Below are 19,450 nucleotides of genomic sequence, written 5' to 3' on the forward strand. Positions count from 1 at the left end.
TTTCCTCTAGTTCCTGGTCCAGGTCTTGACGGCGTCCATGTTCAGTTCGACTCCCAAGCCAGGCCCGGCGGGGAGGTGCAACTGACCCTCGGAATACTTCAGGGGTTTCTGGAGCAGTTCCTCACTGAAGAGTAGCGGGCCGAAAAGTTCTGTTCCGAAGTTGATTCCGGGCTCAGCGCACGCGAAGTGCAACGAAGCCGCTGTGCCGATCGGACCTTCGATGGACGTCGCACCGTGGCACGCGATACCCGCGGCCTTGGCAATCGCGACGATGTCGCGACTGCGCTGGAGGCCACCGCACTTGGTGGTCTTGAGGGCGATGACATCGGCGGCGCTCCGGCGAGCGATTTCCAGGGCGTCGTGTGGGGTCTGCACACTCTCGTCGGCCATGATCGGAATCGGCAGTAGCCTGCTGAGTTCGGCGAGGACCTCGATTTGGTCTGCCGGAGTGGGTTGTTCGATCAGTTCGACTCCGCCGTCTGCGAGTTGTGGCAGGTACCGCAGTGCCGTGAAGCGATCCCACCGCGCGTTGACGTCGACACGGACTCCGGCGTGGCCGTCCAGCGCCTGCGCGATGTTGACGATGCGCGCGACGTCGACTGCTGGATCGAGTGCTCCCATTTTGAGTTTGAAGCTGAAATTGAGCCTGGACTCGAGCTTTTCGTGAGCTTCCTCGATGATCTCGTCCGCCGGCGCAGCACCAAGTGCCCACGTGACGTCGACACTCTCGCGGAAAGCCCCGCCGAGGAGCGTGTGCACGGGGACTCCCAGGCTACGAGCCCAGGCGTCGTGCAACGCCACGTCGACGGCGGCCTTCGCGAATCGTGCATTGGCAACAACTTTTTCGATGTCGGCCATGATCGCGGTGATCTGATCCACGCGCCTGCCGACCACCACCGGCGCGATGTACTTCTCGATGATGACCTGCATCGTCTCCACTGATTCGCCGCCCCACCACGGCCCGCCCGGAACGACACCTTCGCCGTATCCGATCACCCCGTCGGAGGTGCGAATCGCGACCAGCAACAACGGCTGCGCCGTCATCGACGTGGTGGCGAACTTGTGGGGGCGAACCAGCGGAACGTCGAGGATGGTCGTCTCGATGGAGACGATCGACAGGTCTGTCATCAAATCACTTTCTTCAGAGCAGTTGTGGATCAGGCCGGATCGAGCACGAAGTCGTATGTGACCCGGTTGATTCCGTCGACACCCGGCTTCGGATCGAGAATCAGTTCGGGCTTCGTCGCCGTTGCCACGTCGTTCTCGATCCACTCTCCATCCTTGAAATAGAGCTGGGTGGTGATGGTGCGCTTACCGGGAGCCTTCACCATGAGGTGCAGGTGAGCCGGACGCCACGGGTGCCAGCCGGCCTTCTCGATGAACCAGCCGGTGGGGCCGTCGGTCGGGATCTGGTACGGCGCAGGCTGAATCGTGGTGATCGAGAAGCGCCCCTCGTCGTCGGCGACGATCGTTCCGCGGAGGTTGCCGTCGGGGATGTGCGGCGCGAAATGGGAGTAGTAGCCTTCGTCGTCCGCGTGCCAGAGTTCGACGGTTGCACCGCCCAACCCCTTGCCGTCGAGATCGCGAACCTGGCCCTCGAAGACCAGCTTCGATCCAACCTCGTTGTCACGCATCGGAAGTTCACACTTGGCAGGCAACGTCTTGGCATCGGCAACGTAGTACGGGCCCTCGATGCTTCCCTTGGTGCCGTGCTGGCCGCGGTACGCAACCTCCTCGACGTTGTGCTCGAGGAAGACGTCCAGCCACAGGGGCCACTCGCCGAACTGGCCGATGTCGATGAGCCACTGCTTGAGGACGCGGTACTCGGGGTAGGTGATGCCGTGCTTGTCGATGACGCCGGCGAGTGCCTCGAGCACGTCCTTGGCGATGGCCGAGACGCGCTCGGGCGGGGTGTCGGCGCTGACTCGTTCCTGGAGGAACTTGTCGGTGGCGGCAGTGCCCGAACCTACTGCGGTGGGGCTCTCGGAAGTGGTCATGTGGTCCTCCTCGGGGCCGTATGTGGCTGTTACCGGGTGGGTGCCGTACTGCTGGGCTGAGTCGGCTTCCCAAGTCTGGTTGTACGCATTGGTTGTACGCTCTGCGTACATCTGTTACGCTCTGCGTACGCTTGTACTGTGCGCCCAGTCACAAGGTTTGTCAACCTCCGAAGGCGTCGATCGGTCATACCCGCAGATGAAAGGCCATTCCGTGAGCGAGAACGATCGCGATTACATCCAGAGCATCGAGCGCGGATTTGCTGTGCTGACGGCGTTCGACGAGAAGAACCCCAACCCGTCGCTCGCCGATCTTGCCGCCGAAACGGGTCTCTCCCGCCCAGCGGTCCGGCGCATCCTCCTCACGCTGCAGAAGCTCGGATACGTCACCGGCAACAACAGTCGGTGGTCGCTCACCCCGCGCGTTCTGAGCATCGGGCAGCACTTCTCGGCATCACATGCCTTGACGGAGGCGGCGCTCCCTCGTCTGCTGGAGATCGCAGAACACACCCACGAGTCGGCGTCGCTCGGGGTGCTCGACGGCGTCGACGTGGTCTACGCCGCGCGTGTACCCGTCCGCCGGATCATGAGCATCAACGTCAGCGTCGGCACCAGAGTGCCTGCATATGCCACCTCCATGGGTCGGGCCCTGCTAGCTTGGGCGCCAACCGAAATCGTCGCAAACGTCATCGCGAACTCCACGTTCGACGCCCTCACGCCCACCACGATCACCGACGAAGGCGCATTCCATACCGCCCTTCGGGTGGTGCGCGAGCAGGGATACGCGCTCACGTCCGAGGAACTGGAAGACGGCCTGATTTCCCTCGCTGCTCCCGTCCGCGACGCCGGCGGAAGCGTCGTCGGAGTGACAGCGTGTTCGACCTCGGCCGGACGAACATCCCCGGAAGCCTTCCGCGCCGACGTCGCACCGTTCCTCGTCGAGAAGGCGAATCAACTCAGCGCGGACATGGGGTACCGAGGCTAGCGCCTCAACACCTCGGAAGGAAGCAATCCGTACTTACGCCGAAAGGACGACGCGAACCGTCCGGTGTGCGTAAAACCCCATCTCACAGCGACATCGGTGACCGTCGTCGAGTCGTCGGCATCCACCAGATCTGCATGGACCCGCTCGAGACGGATGTCGAGCAGGCATTCCGACGGACTCCGGCCCACGTACTGCCGAAATCCTTCCTGCAATCTCCGTACGCTGACGCCCGCAACCTCGGCCATCTCCGCTGCGGTCCACACGCGGGCCGGGTCGTCGTGCATCTCGTCGAGCACCCGTTTGACGATGCGCGGCCTGGCGTTACACACCGCGTCCTCACTTTCGGGCATTGCAGCAAGGACGAATGCCGTGACCACGGCGCCGGAGAGCTGACCTGCCACCAGTTCGTTGTGCAGCACGCCGACCGGGCCGAGTATCTGATCCGACAGTGAGCGAACAAATTTCAGCCATCTGGCTCCGTCGTCTCCCCGAAGATCCACCTGATCAGGCAAGTGCATTCCGGGTCGACCGAGAACCTTTTCCACCTCACGGTCGAGGTACTGACGGTCCATCCGGACTCCGACGATCTCGCAGTCCGCACTCCACCGCGTGATTCTTGTGGTGATGTCAGGCGGACATACCGTCGCGACGCCCTGCGTCGAGAGCACGTGCGAGCCCGCGAACACCGACTCGAGCTCGCCCGAGAGCGGGATGTTCACCCCATAGGCACCGGGATGATCGGATTCGACGGCGACGTCTGCTCCCCACCGAATATGAGCGATCCGCAGCGGTCCCAACTCGGTGGTGCACACCCCCACTCCACTGGCCGCATGCCGCGACAACGGCGTCAGCGTGTGCGGAAAATAGGCGTCCGAAACCGCATGACACGCCTCGTCCCAATCGCGGGGAGCTGTACTGATCATGGAGTCGACCATCGTCCTTCTTCACCTTCCAAACCCGTGACCAGCCACATTGCCGAGCATGGGCGCTGAACATCATTGAACACTGTGTCCCCGGTCACTTCCAAGAGGAAACGGGTACCGGCCGCGATCGGGTGCGCAATCCGGATAGACACCGCGCTGTACGGATCGACCGAAGCCTGCGCCCGCCGTACGTTCGTCTTCACTCCCGGCGCTAGTCGCCCACTACTTCCCTCCCACACTTCGCGGCACTCTCACTCAACCGCCATCCGACAAGGAGGTCCGGTCATGGAACAAAATCAGCTTCGAGGAATCTTCGGTCAATTCGCGAGCGGCGTCACCGTCATCACCTGTACCAATGGCGACGGTCAGCCACATGGGGCCACGGTCACGGCATTCACGGCAATCTCTCTGGAACCACGTCTGTGCCAGATCACGATGACTCGCAAGTCCAAGGCGTGCGGCTATCTCGGCAACGCGCCGTTTGCCGTCAACATACTTGCCTCCGACCAAGTGGACACGGCCATGCATTTTGCCGGCCGACCGCAGCGCACCGAACCGAGGTGGATCGACGGACCGACCGCTCCCCTGCTCGACGGCGCCGCAGCAACCATCTCGTGCGTCCCGTGGAAGGAGTACGACGGCGGTGACCACATCATCTTCATCGGCGAGATCGTCGACGCGCAGTCGAGTGGCAAGGATCCGCTTCTGTTCTACCGAAGCACTTTTCACGATCTAGGCGCTACCTCGTCGACCACAGTCTGGAGCGGAAGTCAGGACGACCCACACAGCGGCTGGTTCGACGCCACCACTTCGTTCACCCCGATACATCTTCAGCCCGCACCCCAAACGATCTGAAAGGCGTTACCATGACGACCACCGAAATCCCTCCCACCGGCACCGACCCCGCAGATTCCGGAGCGCCACAGGTCAATCCGGCCGCCGACTGCGAAGCCAACCGCACGAAGAACTTCGCCACCCGACCGATGACCGGTGACGAGTACATCTCGAGCCTGCAGGACGGTCGCGAGATCTGGCTTCACGGTGATCGCGTCAAGGACGTCACAACGCACCCCGCGTTCCGGAATCCGATCCGCATGACCGCAAGGCTGTACGACGCTCTGCATACGGGCGAGCACGTGGACGCCTTGACCGTTCCGACGGACACGGGCAACGGCGGTGTCACCATGCCGTTCTTCCGCACTCCGACGTCGTCGGCTGACCTGCTCAAGGAACGCGACGCCATCGCGACGTGGGCGCGTATGACCTACGGCTGGATGGGCCGCTCCCCCGACTACAAGGCAAGTTTCCTGGGAACTCTCCACGCCAACAAGGAGTTGTACGCACCGTTCCAGGACAACGCCGAGCGCTGGTACCGCGAATCGCAGGAGAAGGTTCTGTACTGGAACCACGCGATCATCAATCCCCCGGTGGATCGCCAACTTCCACCGGACGAGGTCGGCGACGTCTTCATGAAGGTGGAGAAGGAAACCGACGCAGGTTTGATCGTCAGCGGCGCCAAGGTGGTCGCCACCGGATCGGCGATCACCAACTACAACTTCATCGCTCATTACGGTCTGCCGATCAAGAAGAAGCAGTTCGCCTTGATCTGCACGGTACCGATGGACGCTCCGGGTGTGAAGCTGATCTGCCGCACCTCGTACACCGAACATGCTGCGGTGATGGGCAGTCCGTTCGACTACCCGCTCTCGAGCCGCATGGATGAGAACGACACTATCTTCGTCTTCGACAAGGTTCTGGTGCCGTGGGAGAACGTCTTCATGTACGGCGACGTCGACCGGATCAACGCGTTCTTCCCTCAGTCGGGATTCTTGCCCCGCTTCACCTTTCAGGGCTGCACTCGCCTGGCCGTCAAGCTCGACTTCATCGCCGGACTGTTGATGAAGGCACTCGAAGCCACCGGCGCCGGCGGCTTCCGCGGAGTCCAGACCCGCGTCGGTGAAGTGATCGGCTGGCGAAACCTCTTCTGGTCGTTGACCGAATCGATGGCGCGCGACCCGGAACAGTGGGTCGGCGATTCTGTGATCCCGAAGCTCGAGTACGGCCTCACCTATCGGATGTTCATGATCCAGGGATACCCCCGGATCAAGGAAATCATCGAGCAGGACGTGGCATCAGGCCTGATCTACCTGCCTTCGAGTTCACTCGATTTCAAAAGCCCGGACGTGCGTCCATACCTCGACAAGTACGTTCGCGGTTCCGACGGTATCACCGCCGTCGATCGGGTGAAAGTCATGAAAGCACTGTGGGATTCGATCGGAACCGAGTTCGGCGGTCGCCACGAACTCTACGAGCGCAACTACTCCGGCAACCACGAGAACGTCAAGGCGGAGCTGCTGTTCGCGGCCCAGAATCGTGGGCACGCCAGTTCCATGAAGGGACTGGCCGAGCAGTGCCTGAGTGAATACGACCTCGACGGCTGGACGGTTCCGGACCTCATCGGCAACGACGACGTCTCGTTCTTCAAGAACCGGTAGCTCACACGGTACGGATACTGCGCCCTTGGTCAGGACTAGGCAATTGCCTAGTCCTGACCTGAGACACACGATGTCAAGGTGAATTCAGCTGGAGGACGCCCATGACGGATATGTTTCTCGATTCGAAACCCAGAAACTACTGTGCGAGTTGAGTAGCGAGTGGCAAGCGACGTGCAGGCGAGGGTTCAGCGGGCAGTCGGGAGCTCGACGGCGCCGTTTTCGAGGAGAACGTGTGCGTCGATCATCTGACCGCCCCGTTCGACGTAACCCATCAGGTTCGCTCCGGACCCCCAGCCGAGCAGTCGCTGCACCTCTTCCGAAAGATCAAGCAGTTTTTCACGCGGGATTGACAGGTATTGGTTCTCTTCCTGACGTAAGCAGGCGAGGTCGAACGCCATCGTCAAGCCGGTCCGTGGCGCTTCTGACGAGTTGTTACCGCCGCCGTGGTACGTAGAACCGGTCCAGATGAGGGCCGCACCGGCCCGCATCACGGTCGGCGCCGCTTCGGCCTGTTTCGGACCTCGTTGGTCGTCCCACCGGTGGCTTCCGGGTATGACGAGGGTGCCACCGTTTTCTGCTGTGAAATCGCTGACCGCCACCATGATCTGCAGTCGGCCCTCGCGTCCGTAGTCGGGGTGGCGCCACAGAAAGCTCGTGTCGTCACGATGGAGACGCTGGGCACCTTGCCCTGGGTGGATTTCGATTGCCTGGGTGACACCGATCTGGATATCGGGCGTGATTTCGATCTGGTCGTCTCCGACCCAGACGGACAGGGGTACCTGAAGGATTTTCTTGGCGGCCCCGTAGTAGAGCGGATGGAGCGCGATTTGGGGCATGAGATCGATCCGGCCGAAGAGCCCTCCTGCTCTTCGTGTTTGGGTTCCGGCGAAGAATTCGTCTTCTCCGTAGCCGGTGCTTTCGAGGACGGGTCCGAGTTGGGCTCGCAGCTCATCGAGCTGTGGGGTGTCGAGAAAATCTTCGACGATGACTCCGCCGTCGCGGTGGATCACGTCGACGATCTCGTCGACTGTTGTCGTCGAGGGCAGGGCGGTGAGGTGGTTGGCCATGGTTGTCATTGGTGTCTCCTTAGATTGCGGATCGAGGATTGGCGGAGAGTGTTTCAATTTGGGCGAAGATGCCCTTGTCTCCGTGCCCGGCGGCGCATGCACGTAGTAAGTTGTCGAGATTCGCCGTCATCAGAGCGGCACGTTGGCCTGCTCGCTGCATCGATTGTTGCCAGGCTTCTACTGCGGCTGCGTATACGTTCAAGGTTGCCTGATCGGTCTCGTACTCTCCGGATTCGAACGCTTTGAGTGCTTCATGAAGGAGTTCGAGAAGTTTGTCGGTCCACAGGTGCAAACTGTGGCGCATCTCTGCGATCGCGACGTCCTCGGACCGCACGTACGCTGCTGCTTCGTGAAAGGCACCGAGTGCGACATTGAAGAATGCGCCTGCCATGGCCGCGTCGATCACGTTGGCGGCCCCGGGACGGGCTCCGACATATCGTGATTGGGCGGCGATGGGTGTCAGAAGGCTCTGGACGTCCTCCCACACGTCCTCGTCTCCGGAATAGTTGATCCCTGAGCTTTCGGTTCCGATGTCCTCCGGGTATGCAGCTATGGCTCCGTCGAGGTACCGAGCGCCTCGCCCTGCGATCCACTCGGCGAACTGGTTCGCTTCCTCCGGCGTACCCGTTGCGGTGTTGACGATGATTTTTCCGGTAATCGAATCTGCCTCTGTAACGACATCTTTGGCGATCTCGTAGTTCAGGAGACTGATGACGATTAGCGGACTGGCCGCAATCGCGGATTGTGGAGATTCGGCGACTGTAGCTCCAGCCGCAGCGAGGGGTAACGCTCTGTCGGCGGTTCGATTCCACACCGTCACCTTTGTCCCGTTGCGTATGAGCGCCTGGGCGAGAGCCGTTCCCATCAAGCCGGTGCCGAGTATTGATACGTCCATGTTGTTCATCCTTTGCCTGTCGTCAGTGCGTGGAAGTCGGACTTGCGGAACAGCCTGGTGCGCAACCAGTATTCGATTGTGCTGGCCGGCCACAGGGTGTCGATTCGACCGTCAGAGGATTGATACCAGCTGTCGCAGCCACCCGATGCCCATACAGTTCGGCGCATGCGTTCTTGGGTGGCGGCGTAGCTGCGAATCTGGACGGTACGATCGAGTTCGAGGGCAGAAATCCTTTTTCGGCGCATGTGCTGCACTGCCGACGCGATGTATCTGGCTTGTGCTTCGATCATGAAGATGATCGAGTTGTGACCGAGACCGGTGTTCGGGCCGTTGAGGAACCACAGGTTCGGGAACGCGGCGGATGCAAGCCCGAGCTTTGTTGCGGCGCCCTCGCGCCAACTGTCGGAGAGTTCGACTCCTTCGCGGCCGAATACTTTCATCGGTGCCAGGAAGCTGGTTGCCTGGAATCCAGTCGCGAAGATCAGAGTGTCGACCTCGTGTTCCGCTCCCTCTGAATCAATGATCGAATGCGGGCGGATCTCGGCAATCCCCGAGGTGTTCAAGTGCACATTTTCCCGTTGCAGTGCGGGGTACCAGTCGTCGGATATCAAGCGACGTTTACAGCCAGGATCGTAGTTTGGGGTGACCTTGTGCCTCAAGTCCGAATCCGGCACTTGCTGTTGAAGATTGGTGAGCGCCTGGGTTCGGTACTGTTCGACGAGTTTGCGGTTTCCGAGGAATGCGCTGGCGAGCTTTTCGAATGCCCAGTAGGTCCGCCATCGCAGCCACCGTTGACGGTAAGGACGCCGCGAGAATCTTTCGCGGGTGGCGGGCGACAGGGCGGCATCACCACGTGGCATGACCCAGTTGGGTGATCGCTGAAATACATGCAGGGTCTCTGTGTGCGGGGCGATTTCGGGGACGAACTGGATCGCACTGGCGCCGGAACCTATCACTGCGACACGCCTTCCCGTCATGTCGAGGTCATGTCGCCACTTGGCAGAGTGGAACGCGGCACCCTCGAATGACTCCAGTCCGGGTAGCTGCGGGATGTACGGATTACTCAAGCCCCCCGAGCCGTTCACGACAACGGCCGCCGTCACTGATTCGCCGGAAGCGAACTGGATGTTCCACCGGAGCCGGTCCTCGTCGAATCGCATTTCGGAGACCTCGACACCGAAGCGGATGTGCGGCAGCAGATCATACTGCGCAGCAACAGATCTGAGGTAGTCGAGCAGTTCCGACCATGGCGGGAAGATACGGGTCCAGTTCGGGTTCTGAGCGAAGGAGTAGGAATACAACACGCTGGGCACATCGCAGGCTGCCCCTGGGTATGTGTTGTCGCGCCAGGTTCCGCCGACATCGTCGGCGCGTTCGTACAGGACGAAGTCGTCGATACCCTTCTTCTTCAGTTCGATCGCCATGCACAGCCCGGAAAACCCGGTTCCGATGATCGCGATGTGGCCGTCGTTGACCCGTGATGACATGTGCTGTGCCTTTGTTCAGAGATGGATCCACGTCGACTTCGTCGACGTGAATTTGTCGAGTGCATGGATGCTCTTGTCCACACTGTGGCCTGAGAGTTTGCGACCGCCGAAGGGGACGGAGAGATCCCCTTCCTCATAGCAGTTCACCCAGACAAGGCCTGCGTCGATTTCGCGCGCGAGCCGGTGGGCTCGTGTGAGATTCGACGTCCACACCCCCGCTCCGAGACCGAACGGTGTGGCGTTAGCCAACGTGACGGCGTCAGCGTCGTCAGTGAAACGGGTGACTGCGAGGATCGGTCCGAAAACTTCTTCGAGGAACAGGCAGTGCTCGGCCTGAACATCGGTGAACACGATCGGATCCAGGTACGCCCCCGAACCTGCTCGTTCCTGCAGTGAACCGTGGGCGAGCGTTGCGCCTTCTGTGTGAGCAGTTCTCGCGTGTTCGAGGACGTCCGCGCGATGCGCCCGACTCGCGACGGGCCCGATGTGTGTATCGGGATCGAAAGGGTCACCGACAGTGCATCGCTTGATTTCCGAAATCACCTCGGCGACGAATTGATCCGCGATCGATTCCTCGACCAACAAGCGAGCACCTGCAGTGCACATCTGTCCGGCGTTGAAGGTAATTGCCCATGCCACGGTGCGCGCTGCAACGGCGAGGTCCGGGGCATCGGCGAATACCAACTGTGGGCTCTTGCCGCCGAGTTCGAGATGTACGGGTTTCGCATTCGATTCACCCGCGTAGATCAGCAACTGTTTGCCGACATCCGGTGATCCGGTGAAGGTGAGACAGTCGACGCCGTTGTGGCGAGCAAGGGCAGCTCCGGCCTGTCCACCGCTACCTGTGACAACTTGCAGCACGCCGTCGGGAAGTCCTGCAGCCGAACCCAGCTGAGCCAAGCGGAGCAAGGACAACGGTGACTGTGTAGCGGGCTTGATCACCATGCTGTTGCCTGCAAGCAACGCAGGGGCGATCTTCCAACTACTGAGCGTGAGTGGGAAGTTCCATGGGGTGATCGCCGCGACCACCCCCACCGGCTCACGGCTCACCAACGCGACCGCATCGATCAGGCCGCGTGGCGACTCGTCGTAGAGTTTGTCAGCCAGTTCTCCATACCAGCGGAAGGTGTTCTCGACGGCTCGCAGCTCGATATCACGTGCCACCTGGATCGGCTTACCCATCTCGAGTGTGATGAGCGCAGCGAGTTCGTCACGGTGCTCGTGGACGAGCTCTGCCCACCGCTGCAGTACCGCACCACGCTCGCGCGCACTGATTCTCGCCCACCGGCCATCGAGAAACGCCGCGCGGGCACCCTCGACGGCTCTGTCGACGTCGGCGTGAATGGCCAGCGGGACACTGGTTACGACAGTGTCGTTATGCGGGGATACAACATGGTGACGATCACTCCCGTCGCCGTTGAACCACTGACCGTTCAGCCACATAGCCGATGGCGCTTCGATCGACGTCGCGAATTGTGTCCATTCCTCGCGGGTGTTCATGTGCGTTCCGTTTCCGAGTAGAGGGTCGGCATTTTTTCCGTTTCCGGGAGGAGCGGCTTGCCGGCATGAATCGGTGGGACGCGGCCTGCCCATGGGACGGCTTCCTCGAGTTGCGCGGCCACGGCAAGCAACAGATCGTCACGGCCGGGAGCTGCGGCGAGCTGCACTCCGATCGGCAGTCCGTCACACATTCCTGTGGGGATGGAGATAGCCGGTTGGCCGGTGACGTTGTAGATGGCAGTAAAGGGCGAGTACTTCGCCAAGGTGTCCACCCACTCGCCGGCGGTGATACCCCGTCGGTTGGAGTCGAGCTCGCCGACGTGCCAGGCGGTCGTCGGCGTGGTGGGCGTGAGAGTGAGGTCGAAGAATTCGAAGAAGCTCGCCGTGCCACGGGTCAGGTGATTCTGGTAGCGGCGGGCGCGGGCGATGTCTGCCCATTCCACGGCGAATCCGTGACGAACCATGGCGGCAGTCGAACTCTCCAGCGAGGAGTACATGTCCTCGCTGGCGCCTGCTCCGGTCAGTGCGCGCATGGACTCTGCGATCGACGCCGACCAGAAAGTGAGATTGAGATCCCGAAACAGTTCGGGGTCAACATCTGGTGCCGCATTCTCGACGTGGTCGCCGAACTGTTCGAGCAAGCGCGCGATACGCATCACCTCGGCTGTCACGGCGGGGTCCGCAGCGTGACGACTGCCAGGTGATTCGGTCGACACAGCGATCCGGAGGCCTTTCGGTCGCCGGCCGACTGCTCGGCTGTAGTGGCCGGGGCTTCGACGCGGCTGAAAGTACCGGTCCCCCGGTGCGCTGCCGTGCACTACGTCCATCAACGCGGCGGCGTCGCGAACTGTCCGGGTGACCGCGAACTCAGTCGTGAGGCCGAAGAGCGGTTCATCCGAATCCGGGCCGGGTGGAACGAGCCCGCGGGTCGGTTTGAGTCCTACCACCCCGCACAGTGCGGCAGGGATTCTTATGGATCCGCCGGCGTCGTTGGCGTGCGCCCACGGCAAGGCCCCGGCGGCAACGAGCGCCGCGGAGCCACCGCTGGATCCACCGGCGACTCGCTGCGGGTTCCAGGGGTTGCGGGTAGGACCATTCACTGCCGATTCCGTGGTTGCACTGAATCCGAATTCTGGTGTGGCAGTGCGACAGGTCACGGATAGTCCGGCAGCGCGCCACCTACCCATCAGATCGGAGTCACGTGTGGCGATATAGCCTGCGGTTGCTGCACTACCGTTCTCGTTCGGTATCCCCGCCGCAGTGCACAGAAGATCCTTGAGCGCGAACGGAATTCCACTGAAAGGACCGGACGTGGAATACGTCGGTGGTGGGTCGAGGGGAGGACCGACGGTGGCACCGAGGTGCGTGTCGACGTGGGAGATTGCAGCTAGTGCGGCTTCGCGCACTTCAGCAGGGGTGACTTCTTTCCGATCGAGTCGACATTTCAGGCCCGTGGCGTCCATGTCCGAGTATTCATGCAACTCCATCGAGCACTTCCTTTCGTGCGAGAGCGACCTGGACCAACCATGCGAAGACAGGGTCCTTCCGGCGCCATTCCGGATGCCATTGGACGCCGACGATCGGTCTCCCGCGCATCTCCACCGCTTCGATGACACCGTCCGGAGCCCACCCGCTGGCAGTGAGGTCAGGGCCGAGTCGGTCCACTGCTTGGTGGTGCAAAGAGTTGACCTCTACGTGTGCGCCGTATATCTCGAACACCGTCGAATCGGTGGCGGTCCGTACGGGGTGGGTCTCCTCGGCTATGCCCAGTCCTGGTGACTTGTGGTTGATGTCTATGGTCGGAAGATCAGGCACGAGCGTGCCTCCCAATGTCACATTCAGCATCTGCATCCCGCGACAGACACCGAGCAGTGGAGTGCCGAGTTCTACTGCACCCGATATTAATTCGATCTCATACGCATCTCGACGCGGGTCACTGTCCGGATCGGTGGGCGCGGCGTCGATACCCAGTGTTTCAGGGTGGACATCCTGCCCACCAGAGATGACTATTCCGTCGAGCCGCTCAATCAGGTCGATTCCGCTTGCCTCATAGGGAATTTGGACGACAAGGGCACCTTCGGACGACAGCCGGGCAGGAAAATCGGAGTAGTGCATGTCGAACTCGAGGTGGCGGTACCGAGGTTCGACGGCCAGGTGTTTTGCGCTCGAGCGCCGACCGGTCACTCCGATCAATGGGCGACGCGCACGCTCAGACGAATTCGACGACGACACGATTCACCCCTCCTGCACGAAGCGCTGCGATTCCTGTGTTGATCTCGTCGAAGGGGACTCGCAACGAGATCATCTCGTCGAGTTCGAGTCGGCCCTGGACGTACAGCTCGGCCAATCGCGGAATATCGGTCGGGAATTGGTTCGACCCGAGGAGGGAGCCTTGCAATCGCTTCTCCTGGAAAAACAATTCCGACGCTGTGATCCGCAGCGGCTCGTCATCAGGAACCATGCCGAGGACCGTGGCTACTCCGCCGGGAGCGAGCATCGAGAATGCCTGTTCGACAGTGACTCTGCGGCCGATGGCCTCGAACGAGTAGTCCACCCCACCCGGACACAACGCGCGTACGGCGTCGACGGGTTCGATCTCAGCCGCGTTCACTGACGCAGTCGCCCCGACTCGAAGAGCCTGATCGATACTTCGCTGGTCAACATCGATCGCGATGATCCGGGCCGCGCCGGCTATCCGGGCACCCTGAACTACCGAAAGCCCCACGCCTCCACAACCGATGACGGCAACCGACGACCCGGGTTCGATGCGAGCACTGTGCCAGACCGCCCCGACGCCGGTGATGGTGGCACACCCGAGCAAACTCGCGCGATCGAGAGGTACCGAATCGTCGACGCGGACGACGCTGTTCTCGTGCACGAGCATCTGTTCGGCGAATCCACCGATGCCACCCATTCGTCCCACTGCGCGCCCGGACTTGGTAGTCAACGCCGGCTGGGGCCGCGAGCGGAGACGGGAATGATTGGAGCAGAGGGTGAGTCGACCCGCAATGCAGTATCGGCATCGGCCACAGAAAGCTGTCATGCACGTCACGACGTGGTCGCCAGGCGCTACAGCCGTGACGTCTGACCCAACCGATTCGACGATGCCCGATGCCTCGTGACCGAGCACCTCCGGAAGTTCTGTTCGCCAGAGCGCGTCCACGTAGTGCAGATCGGTATGACACAGCCCGACGGCTGCTGTACGTATGCGAACTTCTCGAGGTCCGGTCACGTCGATGTCGAGTTCTTCGAACTCGAGCCGACCAGGGGCAGCGTTCAGTATTGCTGCTTTCATCTTCAGACCTGTCCTCGTTGTCAGACGTGCTCGAAGTAGCGTTCGAGCTCCCAGTCGGAGACTCCTGCGGCCGGGTCTCCCCCAGTGGTGAAGAACTGCAACCATTCCCACCGGCGCGTGCCGATCCAGTACTCCACCAGCTCTCGCCCCAAAACCTCCGTCAGGTTTACATCGCCACTCAATTCCGCGATCGCTCGAGAAAGGCTGGCTGGCAACTTCGGGGTTCCCGGCGGCAATCCCCAGGCCATGACGGTGCATTCGAGGCCAGGATCGCTGTGATCGCGCAGACCGATCAGACCGCCGGCAAGGAACGATGCCATCGACAGATAGATGTTCACGTCCGCCGACGGGACGCGATACTCGACACGAGAGAGCTTCTCGGTCGTACAGACGGCTCGAACGGCCGCACTCTTGTTGTCAACGCCCCACGTGACGGTGGTGGGAGGTCCGTCGAATTCTGCGATTCTGCGGTATGAGTTCACGGTCGGATACTGGAAAGAACTGGCCGCCGCCATTGTGTCGAGGACGCCGCCGATGAAGTTCCGCATCGTCTCCGACGGGCGCGAGGGCTCAACTTCATCGAAGAAGGCGTTCCGTCCGTCCTGTTGAAGCGAAAGGTTGATGTGAGCGCCCTGCCCGAACTGGTCCGGCGACCACCGAGCCATGAAGGTGATGGTGCGACCGTGCTCGTAGGCGACTTCCCGCATGATCTGCTTCGTTCGTACGTACCAGTCCGCTGCGGTGAGAATGTCGGTCGGTGGGAGATTTACTTCGATCTGGCCGTGCGCGGACTCGTCTGCCCAGCCTTCCCAAGGGATTCCGGCCCGTTCGATGCGGTCAGCCATTGCGTCCATGAGCGTCGTGTAGTCCCGTGATCTGCTCAAAAGGTAGATCGCGCCCTGGGTACCGCCGAGTGGATGCAGGTTCGTGAAACGCTGTTCGCGGGCCTGCTCGATCGACTCTTCGAACACCGTGGCCTCGATCTCCACGGCCGCCTTACCTGTAAATCCAAGCTCGGCAAGCTCTTTGACCACACGTGCGAGCGTGGATCGCGAACACACCGGAAGCGGTGCCCCGTGTTGATCGACCAGATCACACATCACCGTGGCGAGACCTGGTAGTGATGCGTCGGTTGACAGAGTCGTAAGGTCGGGACGAAGGAAGACGTCGTGCATCTCACCGCGCCAGTCACCGAAGTCGAACCCGAGCTGAGCGGTGTTCCCGAGATCGACTGCCAGGGCGATATCGGCGAATCCCCAGCCCGATTGCGCTCCGGACTCAAACTTTTTGGGTGACAGATGTTTTCCGACCAAGGCACCATCCAACGTCACGGTTTGTGCGCGAATCGTGCGAACGGAATTGTTGCCGATCCATTCACCGAGGTTCGTCGTGTCAGACATGGAGGACCGCCTTCATTGATGCTCCCGCGACGACCGACAATTGTCGGTTCGTGCCTTTGATGTAGAACTTCCCTGCGCGCAGGGAGTAGACGAACAACTCGAAACCCGCGAGCAGTCGACGTAGATCTATCTCGAGGCCGTGAATTTCATACGCATCCGTTGTCGGCCCCACGTGCACGGCTGCGCCCGTGTCGAGAGCAGCCAATGACAATCCGGGCATCCCGGGCAGGCCCGAAGCTTTCTCCCAGAATTCACACGCTGCGATGTCCAGCGTCGGTGGCTCTGGTTCGATGAGAGGGGTTATCGCGGCAACATCCGCAGTGCCCGCCAGGTGCTCGTCCTCGGATATCGCCAGTTCGTCGACGCTGATTCCGACAACAGGAAATGTCGACCCCTCGGGGCTACTGACGTGCACGCCGGTTGTTGTTCGAGTCAATCGCGCGCTTTGCGGATCACTGGTCGACTGCAGGTCGACCTCGGGGGGCATTGCCTCGAGAGCTTTCCTGCCTGAGTCGGAATCGAGAGCAACGCGCAGGCGGGTCACGACAGCTCGTACCAACGGGGGTGGGTCGAACTCCATCGTGACGGCGACGTCGGGCGCACACCGGGTATGGGATTCATCGGGTTGCGGTGGATCTGTATCCACCCGCTCTCGGATGTCGGTCATGGGGTGGTCCCTCCAGTTTCGGGGCATGGGGCAAGCGATTTGGTTGCGCGTCAGTGAGGCGCGGTTTTGTGCGATGTCGCAGCTCTCGCCCTGGTGTGATCTGCCAAGCGCTATAGTCGAGCAATGAAGTCAGTCACATGACTAACTCATGTGACTGAGATTATGGCGGATCGGAGCTAGCGTCAATAGGCAAACTGCAGGAGACCCCGAAGTGCGGCAATGTCCGCACCCAGAACGCACCGGGCAGATCAAGGATCGACCAGGGTGTCACGCACGCTGAGTGACATCGATACGCTCGACCCCTGGAGTCCCACGACAACGAGAAGGTGAACGGTAAAGCGAATGGCGTACCTGACAGCATCCGAGCGGCGGACTGCGATCGTCGAGGCCGCCGCCCGAGTCATCATTCGCGACGGACTGGCCGCGGCGACCACCCGCCGCATCGCCGACGAAGCCGGAGTCAACCTCGCTGCGTTGCACTACAGTTTCGACGGCAAAGGAGAGATCTACACCGCCGTGGACGACATGTTTCGTGCCACCACAGTGGGATCACGCCTGGTATCGACGACTGGCCGGACACGACAAGAGATCATCCGTTCATTGCTCGAACGCTTCCAAGATCTTCTCCACACCGATCGGGACGTCCCGATCGCCCAATACGAGCTGCTGCTGTGGGCGCTGCGCAATCCGGACAAGGCCGAACTCGCCGGAGCCAGCTACACGACGTACATATCCGCCTTCGCCGATGAGCTTCGGCACGCAACCGACATCGACGGCAGCGACGCCACACTGCTCGCCCGCTACACGATCGGCGCGATCGACGGAATCTACATGCAAAATCTCGCAACTGGCACGACCGGCGTGAGCGCACCTGAACTCGACGCCATCTCGTCCGCGATCGTCGGCATCATCGATTCGATCCACCCGCCCCACTAGAGCTTTCCCGTTTCCCGCCCGGCGTTGCAATCGACAGCGTCGGGCCACAGTCGTGCCCGTAGTCATCCAAATACCGCGGCTGCATTCAAAGAATTTTCCGGAACTCATTGACGAACAGCAGGGGCGAAGCTAATCTCAGTCGATCGACTCAGTCATGTGACTGACATCACCATCTCCTGAGGGCTTTCCCGATCCTCACACGCGCGATCGCGGCCGATCCCGGCATATACCCCTGCCCGCACTCGACAGTGCACCAATTCAAGGACGCACATATGAATCACTCGTCGAATAACGCTGTAGCACAGACTGATACGGAGTCCATCAACCTTGAATCCGGCCATCTCAGCCGCCTTCAACTGACCTCGCTGGCCATCTCGTCAATGATCCCCGCCGTCGGCATGGCGTCGTTTCCAATGCTGCTGGTACTCAACGCCGGACTCGGTGGTTGGGTCGCTGCTCTGATCGCAGCGCTGACAGTCATCTGCGTCGGCAGAGCAGTAACCGTCTTCGCCAGCCGCTATGTCGCCTCCGGATCGCTCTACTCCTACGCCGGTGAAGTATTCGGGCGATGGGCCCAGTCACTGATCGCAGCCTCGTTGTTCCTCGGGTATCTGGCGATGGTCGCAAGCATTTTGCTTGTCATCGGCGCCTACAGCGGTAGCTTTCTGCAATCCGTCGGCATCGACGGCGGCCTCGATCGCCCTGCGCAAATCGCGATCTACCTCGCCTCCGCAGCAATTGTCGCGGCGATCACCTGTCGCGGCCTAGATGTTTCGATCGTGATCGCGGTCCTACTCACCGCGATTTGCCTTCCACTGTTGCTGGTCATTACCGGGGCGAGTGCGATTCACACTGGTCTACATCTGCAGGAACAACTGACTCTTCAGGGCGCGTCCGTCAGCGGGATCGTGGCCGGCATCGCATCCGGAACTGCATTCCTGGTCGGTTTCGAGGGGAGCGCGGCCCTGGCCGCGGAGACCCGCGACCCGAAGAAGAATGTGCCGGCCGCCGTGATGAGTGTCCCCATTGTGCTTGGAACCTTGTACGTGATCGCAACCTTCCTACAGGCACCAGGAATCACGGAGACGTCCGACCAAATCCTTTCCGGCACATCATCCCCCGCCGCCCTGGCCGAGAATGCGGGCTTACCGACCGCGATGGGACAAATGACGGACCTCGTTGTCGCCGTAGCGACCTTCGCCGCACTGATCGGATTCGTCAACTACGGATCCCGCTTCGTCGCCACCCTGTCAGCCGAAAAGCTTCTACCACAAAGGTTCACACGCATACACTCCCGATTCCACAGCCCTGCTTCCGCAATCCTGCTGATCGTTCTCGGTGGTCTCGTCGGCATTTGCACCTTGGTGATCGGCGCCACGGGCCCACTCCCCTCTATCTATAACGCAGTGTCAACCCTGGTCGTCTATTTCTGGGTGAGCCCCTACGCCGTCATCAGCATCGGCGCCGTGATGCTCCTCTTCCGCGAGCGCGCAGCCACCACCGTGACAATCGCAGCACTGATCGCCGGCGCCGTCGCAACCTCATGGATCTATCTCAACGGAATCTTCTTCCCCGCACCGTCTCCAGTCAGTGCTATGTCCTACGTTGCCCTCGCAACCATCACGCCGGCCACTATCGCCTTTTACCTGATGGGGCGTCGAAGCCACGCTGACGCCTCCCAGTCGCCACCTCACCTGCACTCGGGACGAGCGACGGCCCGAGAGCAGTAGACGAACCTCAACTTCAAGCCAACAAACCAGCTTCCCCGTCGCAAGGCACGGGCCCACTGGTGAATGAAGACCACGC

Annotated in this window: 17 protein-coding genes; 5 read left to right on the forward strand and 12 right to left on the reverse strand. The window is 61.2% G+C overall.

The window, feature by feature from the left end; all coding sequences use genetic code 11:
• Window positions 1-6: 6 nt before the first annotated feature.
• Both ACSW29_RS19510 and catA read right to left on the reverse strand, forming a co-directional pair.
• A complete protein-coding gene (locus ACSW29_RS19510; RefSeq protein ID WP_448278056.1) occupies window positions 7-1,128 on the reverse strand; it encodes a muconate/chloromuconate family cycloisomerase in 1,122 nt (373 codons plus the stop codon).
• A gap of 29 nt (window positions 1,129-1,157) precedes the next feature.
• Window positions 1,158-1,997 (reverse strand): catechol 1,2-dioxygenase, encoded by an 840-nt coding sequence (gene catA / locus ACSW29_RS19515; RefSeq protein ID WP_448278057.1) that lies wholly within the window; start codon window positions 1,995-1,997, stop codon window positions 1,158-1,160.
• Window positions 1,998-2,208: 211 nt separating this feature from the next.
• Between catA and ACSW29_RS19520 the strand changes: the two genes are divergently transcribed.
• Window positions 2,209-2,979: an IclR family transcriptional regulator gene (locus ACSW29_RS19520; protein ID WP_317825964.1), complete on the forward strand. Its 771-nt coding sequence runs from the start codon at window positions 2,209-2,211 to the stop codon at window positions 2,977-2,979.
• Here the strand turns inward: ACSW29_RS19520 and ACSW29_RS19525 are convergent.
• A complete protein-coding gene (locus ACSW29_RS19525) occupies window positions 2,976-3,914 on the reverse strand; it encodes an AraC family transcriptional regulator (RefSeq protein WP_317825965.1) in 939 nt (312 codons plus the stop codon). The two genes, ACSW29_RS19520 and ACSW29_RS19525, sit on opposite strands and share 4 nt — an antisense overlap.
• A gap of 273 nt (window positions 3,915-4,187) precedes the next feature.
• Here ACSW29_RS19525 and ACSW29_RS19530 point away from each other — a divergent pair, with 273 nt between their 5' ends.
• Together ACSW29_RS19530 and ACSW29_RS19535 are read left to right on the forward strand one after the other, a co-directional pair.
• A complete protein-coding gene (locus ACSW29_RS19530) occupies window positions 4,188-4,757 on the forward strand; it encodes a flavin reductase family protein (RefSeq protein ID WP_230817500.1) in 570 nt (189 codons plus the stop codon).
• Window positions 4,758-4,768: 11 nt separating this feature from the next.
• On the forward strand, window positions 4,769-6,397 hold the full coding sequence (locus ACSW29_RS19535; protein WP_317825966.1) for a 4-hydroxyphenylacetate 3-hydroxylase family protein: 1,629 nt from the start codon (window positions 4,769-4,771) through the stop codon (window positions 6,395-6,397).
• Window positions 6,398-6,582: 185 nt separating this feature from the next.
• Here the strand turns inward: ACSW29_RS19535 and ACSW29_RS19540 are convergent, their stop codons facing one another.
• From ACSW29_RS19540 to ACSW29_RS19580, 9 genes are read right to left on the reverse strand one after another with little or no spacing between them, the layout of a single operon-like run.
• Window positions 6,583-7,473 carry a phytanoyl-CoA dioxygenase family protein gene (locus ACSW29_RS19540; protein WP_020971037.1) on the reverse strand — a complete coding sequence of 297 codons (891 nt, stop codon included), beginning with the start codon at window positions 7,471-7,473 and terminating at the stop codon, window positions 6,583-6,585.
• A gap of 10 nt (window positions 7,474-7,483) precedes the next feature.
• Entirely contained in the window at window positions 7,484-8,359 is an 876-nt protein-coding gene (locus ACSW29_RS19545; protein WP_448278058.1) for an NAD(P)-dependent oxidoreductase, read from the reverse strand.
• Between the two features lie 5 nt (window positions 8,360-8,364).
• A complete protein-coding gene (locus tag ACSW29_RS19550) occupies window positions 8,365-9,846 on the reverse strand; it encodes a flavin-containing monooxygenase (RefSeq protein WP_230817497.1) in 1,482 nt (493 codons plus the stop codon).
• Window positions 9,847-9,861: 15 nt separating this feature from the next.
• The gene (locus ACSW29_RS19555) at window positions 9,862-11,346 is read right to left on the reverse strand and encodes an aldehyde dehydrogenase family protein (protein ID WP_317825970.1); all 1,485 of its coding nucleotides are present in this window, start codon (window positions 11,344-11,346) and stop codon (window positions 9,862-9,864) included.
• Window positions 11,343-12,833, reverse strand: coding sequence for an amidase (locus ACSW29_RS19560; RefSeq protein ID WP_347874916.1), 1,491 nt, complete (start codon window positions 12,831-12,833; stop codon window positions 11,343-11,345). The genes ACSW29_RS19555 and ACSW29_RS19560 overlap by 4 nt, the downstream gene beginning before the upstream one ends.
• On the reverse strand, window positions 12,820-13,578 hold the full coding sequence (locus tag ACSW29_RS19565; protein ID WP_347874917.1) for a gamma-glutamyl-gamma-aminobutyrate hydrolase family protein: 759 nt from the start codon (window positions 13,576-13,578) through the stop codon (window positions 12,820-12,822). The genes ACSW29_RS19560 and ACSW29_RS19565 overlap by 14 nt, the downstream gene beginning before the upstream one ends.
• Complete coding sequence (locus ACSW29_RS19570; RefSeq protein ID WP_448278059.1) at window positions 13,556-14,641, reverse strand: Zn-dependent alcohol dehydrogenase; 1,086 nt, start codon at window positions 14,639-14,641, stop codon at window positions 13,556-13,558. The genes ACSW29_RS19565 and ACSW29_RS19570 overlap by 23 nt, the downstream gene beginning before the upstream one ends.
• A 20-nt stretch (window positions 14,642-14,661) precedes the next feature.
• Window positions 14,662-16,041, reverse strand: a complete 1,380-nt coding sequence (locus ACSW29_RS19575; protein WP_448278060.1) for a glutamine synthetase family protein — start codon at window positions 16,039-16,041, stop codon at window positions 14,662-14,664.
• Window positions 16,034-16,708 (reverse strand): hypothetical protein, encoded by a 675-nt coding sequence (locus tag ACSW29_RS19580; RefSeq protein WP_448278061.1) that lies wholly within the window; start codon window positions 16,706-16,708, stop codon window positions 16,034-16,036. The genes ACSW29_RS19575 and ACSW29_RS19580 overlap by 8 nt, the downstream gene beginning before the upstream one ends.
• 342 nt (window positions 16,709-17,050) lie before the next feature.
• On the opposite strand from ACSW29_RS19580, the gene ACSW29_RS19585 reads away from it, so the two are divergent.
• Window positions 17,051-17,644: a TetR/AcrR family transcriptional regulator gene (locus ACSW29_RS19585; RefSeq protein ID WP_230817490.1), complete on the forward strand. Its 594-nt coding sequence runs from the start codon at window positions 17,051-17,053 to the stop codon at window positions 17,642-17,644.
• 272 nt (window positions 17,645-17,916) lie between these two features.
• The gene (locus ACSW29_RS19590; protein ID WP_347874921.1) at window positions 17,917-19,374 is read left to right on the forward strand and encodes an APC family permease; all 1,458 of its coding nucleotides are present in this window, start codon (window positions 17,917-17,919) and stop codon (window positions 19,372-19,374) included.
• The last annotated feature ends 76 nt before the right edge of the window (window positions 19,375-19,450 follow it).

The sequence above is a fragment of the Rhodococcus sp. GB-02 genome, from assembly GCF_053470465.1.